This is a genomic window from Desulfuromonadales bacterium (assembly GCA_035620395.1).
Taxonomy (GTDB): Bacteria; Desulfobacterota; Desulfuromonadia; order Desulfuromonadales; family DASPGW01; genus DASPGW01.
In genome coordinates, this window is sequence record DASPGW010000024.1 from 1 (window position 1) to 7,311 (window position 7,311).

At 66.5% G+C, this 7,311-nt stretch carries 6 protein-coding genes; 1 reads left to right on the plus strand and 5 read right to left on the minus strand.

The window, feature by feature from the left end; all coding sequences use genetic code 11:
* The 4 genes from VD811_01450 to VD811_01465 form a co-directional block, all read right to left on the minus strand.
* The coding region (locus tag VD811_01450; GenBank protein HXV19636.1) for a TolC family protein at positions 1-696 on the minus strand (696 nt) is incomplete at its 3' end.
* Between the two features lie 35 nt (positions 697-731).
* Positions 732-3,770, minus strand: coding sequence for an efflux RND transporter permease subunit (locus tag VD811_01455; GenBank protein ID HXV19637.1), 3,039 nt, complete (start codon positions 3,768-3,770; stop codon positions 732-734).
* Positions 3,767-4,975, minus strand: coding sequence for an efflux RND transporter periplasmic adaptor subunit (locus tag VD811_01460; protein ID HXV19638.1), 1,209 nt, complete (start codon positions 4,973-4,975; stop codon positions 3,767-3,769). Before VD811_01460 ends, VD811_01455 begins: the two co-directional genes overlap by 4 nt.
* A gap of 245 nt (positions 4,976-5,220) precedes the next feature.
* Positions 5,221-5,718, minus strand: a complete 498-nt coding sequence (locus VD811_01465) for a hypothetical protein (GenBank protein HXV19639.1) — start codon at positions 5,716-5,718, stop codon at positions 5,221-5,223.
* A gap of 233 nt (positions 5,719-5,951) precedes the next feature.
* On the opposite strand from VD811_01465, the gene VD811_01470 reads away from it, so the two are divergent.
* A complete protein-coding gene (locus tag VD811_01470) occupies positions 5,952-6,146 on the plus strand; it encodes a hypothetical protein (GenBank protein HXV19640.1) in 195 nt (64 codons plus the stop codon).
* Between the two features lie 16 nt (positions 6,147-6,162).
* Here the strand turns inward: VD811_01470 and dinB are convergent.
* The coding region (dinB, locus tag VD811_01475) for a DNA polymerase IV (protein HXV19641.1) at positions 6,163-7,311 on the minus strand (1,149 nt) is incomplete at its 5' end.

Here is a 7,311-nt window from a genome sequence, read left to right on the forward strand (position 1 = left end):
GACCTCGATCCGCAGTTCGGTCTCATCCCGCTGCTGGCGCGCCACAGCGAGCGAGCTCTCGAAGATGGCGATCTGTTTTTTGGCCAGCACGAAGTTCCAGTAGGCGGACTCCGCCTCAGCCAGCAGAGCCTCCGTGAAGGCGCGCAACTCGTAGTGGCTGGCAACGGTGCCGAATTCGGCCTGGCGCACGGCGGCCAGGTTCACCGCCGCTCCGAACCCCTGCAAAAGTGCCTGATTCACGGTGAGCCCCACCCTTGCGACCTGCTGCTCGGGCGCGCGGTTGGAAATGCTGCGCGACTGCTCGACCGTCCCCTCGATGGTGGTCCCCATAGGCAAAAATTTTCGGATGCCGGCGATGGCGGTGGCCTCATTCCCCTCCACAGCGAACTGGGTGCCGGTGGCACGGGCGGTCTCGGTGGCCTGCTCCTTGCCGTATTCGAGCTCGGCGAAAACCTCGGGGTCGAAGGCCCCGCGTTCGATCTGCTCGAAAGTCCCGACGATAACCGGGGTGAGCCGGCGCACCTGGAGGTCGCGGTTGTTCTGCAGGACGAGCAAGGCAACCTCCTCGACGGAGAGTTCAAGTACCTCGCCTTGCTGAATGCCGGTTGAATCGGGCTGGGCCAGCCCGCTGGCTGCTCCGAGCAGCAGCAGAACCAGAGGCGGGAGCAGAAGTCGGGTCAGGCCGATCGCATTCACGGGCGGTTTCCTTTCGCTTCGGGATGGAACAGGGACTAGACCGCCGGCACCAGCACCAAGGTGATCAGGGTCGAGCCGGTGAGACCGCCGACCACCGCCCGCGCCAGCGGCGCCTGGGCGTCTGCCCCCTCGCCGATGCCCAGCGCCAGCGGCAGCAGCGCCAGGATGGTGGTCAGTGAAGTCATCAGGATCGGCCGCAGCCGCCTTCTTCCCGCCTCGGCCACCGCCTCGTGCACGCCCATGCCGGTGCGGCGGAGCTGCCCGGCCTGGTCGACCAGCAGGATGGCGTTGTTGACCACGATCCCCCCCAGCATGATGCAGCCGATGTAGGACTGCAGGTTGAGAGTAGTGCCGGTGAGAAACAGGATGAGCAGCACCCCCACCGCCGCCACCGGCACGGACACCATCACCACCAGCGGATCGCGCAGCGACTCGTACTGGCAGGCCAGCACCATGTAGACCAGCAGCAGCGCCAGCAGCAGGGAGACGATCAGGTCATCGAAAGCCTTCTGCTGCTCCTCGAAATTGCCGGCAATGGTCAGGTCATAGCCCACCGGCCGGGGGATGAGCTCCAGCCGGCTCTGGATATCCGCCGCCACCGAACCGAGGTCGCGCCCGGCGACGTTGGCCAGCACCGTCACCAGCCGCTGCTGGTCCTTGCGATCGATCAGGATCGGCCCCCGGCTCGACTCGGTGTCGACCAGATTGCGCAGACTCACCTGCTCCCCGTCGCCGGTGGCCAGGGTCAGGTCGAGGATTTCGTCCAGGGAACGCTTTTCCGCCTCCTGGAGCTGCACGAAGATTCGGTAGGAGTTCCCTTCGGAGCGAAATTCGCCGGCCTGGGAGCCAGCCACGGCGGTCTCCAGCACCTGCGTCACATCCCGCACGCTCAGGCCCAGATCGGCCACCTTGTCCCGGTTCACCCGGATCTCCTGCTGGGGAATGCCGGCCTTCTTGCTGATCTCGAAGTCCGTCACCCCTGGCACGTCGGCAATGGCCCGTTCCACCCGGGCCGCCAGCGCATCCAGGGTAGCGAGGTCAAACCCGCGGACCTCCACCGTCACCCCCTGATCCCCGCCCAGCAGTCGCTCCAGCAGAAACTGCCCCTGTGGCGCCCGGGTGCGCACGATCATGCCGGGCACCTGTCCCGCCAGGGAGCGGCGCAGATCCGCAGCAATCTCGGTGTTGGAACGCTGCCGCTGGGCGGCAGGGGTGAGGGAGATGCGCAGCTCGCCCCGGGAGGCATCATTGGGATTGAAGCCCGAGGCCCCCACGCTGGCGACGGCGGAGACCATCTCCGGCACGGCGGGATAGACCAGTTGCTCCAGACGCCGGGTCTGCTGGTCGATCAGGTCCAGCCGGGTGCCGATCTCCATCTCGCCGGTCACCCGCACCTCGCCCTCGTCGCTGGGCGGGAGGAATTCGGTGCCGATCAGCGGCAGCAGCAGCAGGCTGGCGCCGAGCAGGGCGCCCGCGGCAAGGACGGTCTGCCACGGATGGCGCAGCACCCGGCGCAGCAGATCGCGGTAACCGCTGTCGAATCGGCGGAAGGCGGCCTCCGCCCGGGCGGCGAGGGCTGGGAACCGCCCCGTACCGGCCGTCTGCGGAGGCAGCAGCCGGGAGGCGAGCATCGGCACCAGGCTAAGGGCCACCAGCAGCGAGCAGGCCAGGGAGAAGATGATGACGTAGGCCAGTTCCTGGAAGAGGATGCCGGCCACGCCCCGCACAAAGACCATCGGCAGGAAGATGACGAGGGTGGTGAGGGTGCTGGCGATGATGGCGGGGCCGACCTCCGATGTCCCCGCCACCGCCGCCGGGGTGGGTGCCTCCCCCTCCTCGTCGCGGCGGCGGAAGATGTTCTCCAGCACCACCACCGAGCTGTCGACCATCATCCCCACCCCCAGCGCCAGGCCGCCCAGGGTCATCAGGTTGAGGGTGAAGCCGCCGAAATAGATGAGGGCGAAGGTGGCGATGAGGGAGATGGGGATGGCCAGGGAGATGACCAGGGTGCTGCGGAGGTTGCGCAGGAAGAACAGCAGGACGAAGATCGCCAGCGCGCCGCCGTAGAGCACCGACTGGGCGACGTTGGCGATGGAGCGCTCGATGAAGTTGCCCTGGTTGATCACCGGCACGATGCGCACCTGGGGATAGGCGCGGTTGGCCGCTTCGATCTCGGCCAGCACCCGCCGCGAAACCTCGACGGTGTTGGCGCCGGACTCCTTGCGGATGGCCACCCGCAGGCCGCGCTCGCCGTTGACCCGCACCAGGCGCCGCATCTTCTCGTAGGTGTCTCGCACCTCGGCCACCTGGCCCAGGGTCACCGCGGCCCCGCCCTGCCGGAAGATGACCGTATTGCGGATCTGGTCCAGGTGGGCGAATTCGGCCGGGGCGCGCAGCGTGACCTCGTAGCGCCCCTGCTCGATCCGTCCCGCCGGCAGGTCCAGGTTGGCGTCGCGGATCGCCTGCAGCACCCGGTCGAGGGGGAGGCCGAGGGCTTTCAGCCGGTCGGGGTCGAGTTCCACCCGCACCTCCCGCCGGAACTCGCCGAACAGGTCGACCTGCGCCACTCCCGGCAGCCGGGCGAAGCGGTAGCGGATCTGATCCTCGATGAGCTGGGTGAGCTCCACCGGGTCGAGGTTGCTGGAGATGCCCAGCAGCACCACCGGGAAGCTGGACACGTCGAACTTGCTGACCCGCGGCCGGACGATGTCCTCCGGGAGCTCGTTGATCTCGTCCTCGAGCTTGGCCTGCACGTCCAGGGCGGCGGTGTTGATGTCGGTGCCCCAGGCGAAGGTGACGCGGATGGTGCTGCTGCCCTCGGACGACTGGGAGGTCAGGTCCTCCACCCCGGGGACAGTACCGACGATCTCCTCGATGATCTGGGTGACCAGCCGCTCCATCACCACCGGGCTCGCCCCCTCGTACTCGGTACGGATGGTCAGGGTGGGCAGTTCGATGTCGGGGAGCAGGTCGATCTGCAGCCGGTTTAAGGAAACGGCCCCCAGCACGATCACGATGAGGGTGACCATGGTGGTGAAAACCGGCCGGCGGACGCTGAATTGGGGCAGCTTCATGGCCGCCCCGGGGCCTGCGGCCCGGCGGCTCCGGTCTGACCGTCAGGGATGATGATGGTCGAGCCGTCGTCAACCAGTTGCTGACCGAGGGTCACCACCCGGCCCGCGAGGCCCTCGCCGAGCACCTGCACCCGGCTGCCGTCGCGGATGCCGACCCGCACCTCCCGCCAGGCGACGCTGCGGCCGTCGGCGCTGACGACGAACAGCCCGGTGCGGTCGTTGCGGGTGGCCAGAGCGGCTTCCGGCACGATGACGGCATCGGCCACATGCGCGAGCACCACCGTGGCGCGGATGAACATCCCCGGCTTCAGGCGGTGGCCCGGGTTGTCGACGGTGAGTTCCACCCGCGCCTGGCGCGTCGCCTCCCGGAACACCGGCGCGATCCGCGCGATCCGGCCGCCGAACGCCTCGCCTGGATAGGCGTCGGTGGCAAGGGACACCTCCTGCCCCGGCTGCAGCCGGCCGTAATCCTTCTCGGCGACGAAAATGACACCGGTGAGCGGATCAAGCTCCACGATGCGCAACAGCGGCGCGTTGGCTGCCACGGTCTGTCCCTCGTCAGCAAAGCGTTCTGCCACTACCCGCCGCTCGTCGCCGCCGCTCCAGTCGGCAGTGATGCGGGTGTAGCCCAACCGAATGCGCGCTGTTTCCAGCGCCGCCTCGGCCCGCGTCACCCCGGCCCTGGCGACCTCGAGCTGGGCCGCCCGGGCCAGCTGGTTCGCCCGGGCCGTATCCAGGTTCGCCTCGGAGGCCACTCCCCGATCACGCAGCCTGGTCACCCGCTCCAGCTCCCGGCCGGCGATCTCCAGCGCGCTTTCGGCCTCCGCCAGGTTGGCCTCGGCGACGGCAAGCTCGGCCTTAGCCTGAGCCACGGCCTGGACGTATTCGTCGTTATCCAGTTCCGCCACCAACTGTCCGCGGGAGACGATATCGGACAGATTCACCGCCAGCCGCTCCACCCGCCCGCTCACCTTCGGCGCGACGTCGAACTGGGCCGGCGCCTCCAGCGCCCCGCTGAAGATGCGCCGCAGCTCCATGGGGCCGCGCTCGATGGGGGCCACCTCCACGGGGGCGGCCTGGGGAGAGGCGTTCCGAGCGGGCAAACCCGTCCTGCTCTGTTGCGGTCCCAGAAATAGCCAGGCGGAAATCACCGCTCCGACCAGTACCACCATCAGCGCGGATTTTTTCGCCACCGTATAATTCATGGAAATCCCTCTATGTTCTCCAGGGGAAGTTTCGGCACCAAGTTATTCCGACGGTATCGGGGGGCAGCCTCTGGAGGAAAATGTTACTACCGGCAGCTCGGAATCGGCCAGTCGCAGATTTCTTATTGTATGCCGAAAAAGTGGGGTAAAAAAAGGAAATACTGTGAAAATAGAAGGGGGATTGCTGACTGGCGAGCCGGCAGACGGGTCTTCTCCTGTTGTGCCTGTCTCTCTTTTTTGGCCGGTCAGCGCCGCAGGGCGCGGACCAGCCGCGATGATTTTACCGGCGCCGTCCGCAGCCGGCGTTTTTTCTTTGTCCCCTTTGACCCGGATTCACCGTGCGACCGGAATTTCCCCCAAACCAGGCCGAGCAGGCAACTGCCAAGAAGCATTGCCGAAACCGCCACGATTTGCACCAGGAGCAGGTCCTGGTAGACCGGCAGCAGGTTCCGGAGCGGCTCCCTTCCTGCCAGGCCGTAATCCACCCTCAGGTAGTTGAGATGAACGGCGAAAAAGGTCCCCGCGGCCAGCAGGATGGCCAGGGAAAAGATACGCCACTTCCCGGCCCTGAGGCCGTGCAGCCCCCAGATGATCAGCCCGGAGGCGGCCACGGTCAGGCCGTACTGGAGCGCCTGCTGGAAAGAGAGAATTCCCTGCTCGGCAGCCCCGGCCCAAAGGAGGCCGAGGAGAAAAAGAAGGGGGCCGAGGAGCGGAGGTCTGGAATGTGCTTTTGCGGAAGTCATCTGGAGTCTCGCCAAGGGTAAAAAATGGATGTATGCAAGGGGGGACGCACCCCGCCGAACAAAGGAAATACTCCTTTGCGACCAGAAGTTCAAGGGGTATTTTCGTCTTCCGAAAAAACCGGCCGGCACCCCTGCTGGACGATCCGGCAGGAGGTGATAGAATAAGGAGCAGAAGAGGAAAAGACGAAGAAACAGCAGGTTGGCGAAAAATCAGCAGCAACGGAGAGGTTGTCATGATCAGACACGAAGAATTCGAAAACATTTGTAACGCGGTCAGAGCGGGCCAGGATAAGCACGTCAAGCACATCGTCACCCACCAGACCGGAAAGGTCGTCGGCTGCAGGCCGGGCGACGACTTCTTCGAGGTCGAAGTCCCCACCGGCGAACACAAGACCTGGTCGAAAGACAACGTCAGGGAAGAGGACTGAGCTGCCGCAACCGGACCTATTCTACGTCCACATTACGGATTCCCTCGGGTCGCCAGGCCGGGGCGATGACTCGCGACCGGCCGTCTTGGTCGAGAATGCTGCCGAAAGTCACGGAGGCGGTGCCGTAGCGGTCGTTGACCTGGTCCATCGCTTCGGCGACCAGCAGGCGTTTCTGTTCCTCCGGAAAGAGAGAGTACTGCGCCGCCTGGCTGCGGAGGCTGCTCAGGCGCACGCCCAGCAGGCGCACCGGCTGGGTCAGGGTGAGGCCATGGAGGATCGCCGTCGCCGCAGCGTAGATCTTGTCGCTGCGGTTGATATAGTCCCGGCGCGTCTCCTGGACGGAGAAGGTGCTGAAATCGGTGTAACGGACGGTCAGGGTGACGGTTCGCCCGGCGACCCCGTAGCGGCGGGCGCGGCGGCCGACCATCTCGGCGAGTTCCAGCAGGCGGCGGCGGATGTCGTCCGGATGGGAAAGGTCGCGGTCGAGGGTCATGCTGTGGCCGACCGATTTTATCTCGCCTTCCGTTTCGGCGGGGACGACCGGCGAGTCGTCGAGGCCGCGTCCCATCTGCTGCAGCCGCTCGCCGACGATGCCGAATTTGCGGGTCAGGATGGCGAGGGGAAAGCGACCCAGTTCGCCGCAGGTGCGAATGCCGAGCAGGGCGAGCTGGCGCTTTAGTTTCGGGCCGATGCCGCAGAGTTCGCCGGCCGGCACCGTTTCGAGCAGGGCGGGAATCTCGGCCGGGCGCAGGACGGTGAGGCCGTCCGGCTTCTTCATCTCCGAAGCGAGCTTGGCCAGCAGCTTGTTCGGTGCCACGCCGACCGAGCAGGTGAGGCCGAAGCGGTGGCGGATGCGTGCCTTGATCTGGTGGGCGATCCGCTCGGGCGGGCCGAAGAGGGTGAGGCAGCCGGTCAGGTCGAGGAAGGCCTCGTCGATGGAGAAGACCTCGACCAGCGGGGTGTAGTCGCGCAGGATGGCGACGATGCCGGCAGAGGTATGGGTGTAGCGGCGGTTGTTGCCGACCACCAGAACGATCCCGGGGCAGCGCTCCTTCGCCTCGCGGACGGTCATGCCGGTCCTTACTCCGCAGGCCCGCGCCTCGTAGGAGGCGGTGGTGATGATGGTGCGCGCCCCCGAGCCGATCACCGCCACCGGCTTTCCCCG

What these genes read in the sequence shown, in the direction of transcription:
- VD811_01455 (HXV19637.1), bottom strand. Translation starts at nt 3,770, where the DNA reads ATGAAGCTGCCCCAATTCAGCGTCCGCCGGCCGGTTTTCACCACCATG.
- VD811_01460 (HXV19638.1), bottom strand. Translation starts at nt 4,975, where the DNA reads ATGAATTATACGGTGGCGAAAAAATCCGCGCTGATGGTGGTACTGGTC.
- VD811_01465 (HXV19639.1), bottom strand. Translation starts at nt 5,718, where the DNA reads ATGACTTCCGCAAAAGCACATTCCAGACCTCCGCTCCTCGGCCCCCTT.
- VD811_01470 (HXV19640.1), top strand. Translation starts at nt 5,952, where the DNA reads ATGATCAGACACGAAGAATTCGAAAACATTTGTAACGCGGTCAGAGCG.